We start from the raw sequence: 913 nt of genomic DNA on the forward strand, positions 1-913 counted from the left end.
CGCGGGAAATAACGTAATCATCGCCCCATTCAATCTCTGCGCCCATTTTTTCTAGCGCATCAGCAAATCGAATATCACCTTGGATGCTATTTTTACCGATGCCAGTTACTTTGACTTCACCGCCTTTGATTGCAGCCGCCGCTAAAAAGTAAGAGGCCGACGAAGCATCCCCTTCCACAAGAAAATCACCAGGCGCAACATAGTGCTGACCAGCTGGAATCACAAACTCTTGATAGTCGTTGTTGATCACTTCGACACCGAACTGCTTCATGATATGCAGCGTAATATCAATGTAAGGCTTTGATACCAAATCACCTTCAATCTTAATACGCACTTCGCCTTCGGCAAGTGGTGCAGACATCAAAAAAGCCGTGAGAAACTGACTAGAAATAGAACCATCAATCGACACTGTGCCTGCTTTCAGACCAGTACCGACAATCTTTAGTGGTGGGTAGTTTGTGTTTTCCAGATATTCAATATCTGCTCCCGCCTCTTGCAATGCAGTCACAAGATGACCAATTGGTCGTTCTTTCATACGAGGCTCGCCAGTAAGCACATATTCACCTTGGCCAACACAAAGTGCGGCTGCTAAAGGTCGCATGGCTGTGCCCGCATTGCCCAGAAAGAGCTCGACAGGTTCTGATACTGAGAACGGACGACCAAGGCCTTCAACCACACATTCTGTTTTATCTGCAGATAATGTGTACTTCACGCCTAGTTTAGTGAGTGCGTTTAGCATGTGACGAATGTCGTCACTATCGAGAAGGTTGGTGAGACGAGTCGTCCCCTTTGCTAATGCAGCGAGTAAAAGTGCTCGATTAGAAACACTTTTGGAACCAGGAAGGTTCACTTCCCCTTGAATTTTATTGATAGGTTGTAACGTTAGGCTTTCCATTAAAAGTTGATAATCCTT

The 913-nt window shown here is 45.6% G+C and carries 1 protein-coding gene; it reads right to left on the bottom strand.

What is annotated here, in order from left to right; translation table 11 throughout:
- Nucleotides 1-895 (bottom strand): 3-phosphoshikimate 1-carboxyvinyltransferase (gene aroA, locus R7R78_RS24965; RefSeq protein WP_225474480.1); only part of this gene is annotated, 895 nt, incomplete at its 3' end.
- Between the last annotated feature and the right edge of the window lie 18 nt (nt 896-913).

It is taken from the genome of Vibrio sp. 2134-1 (genome assembly GCF_033339495.1).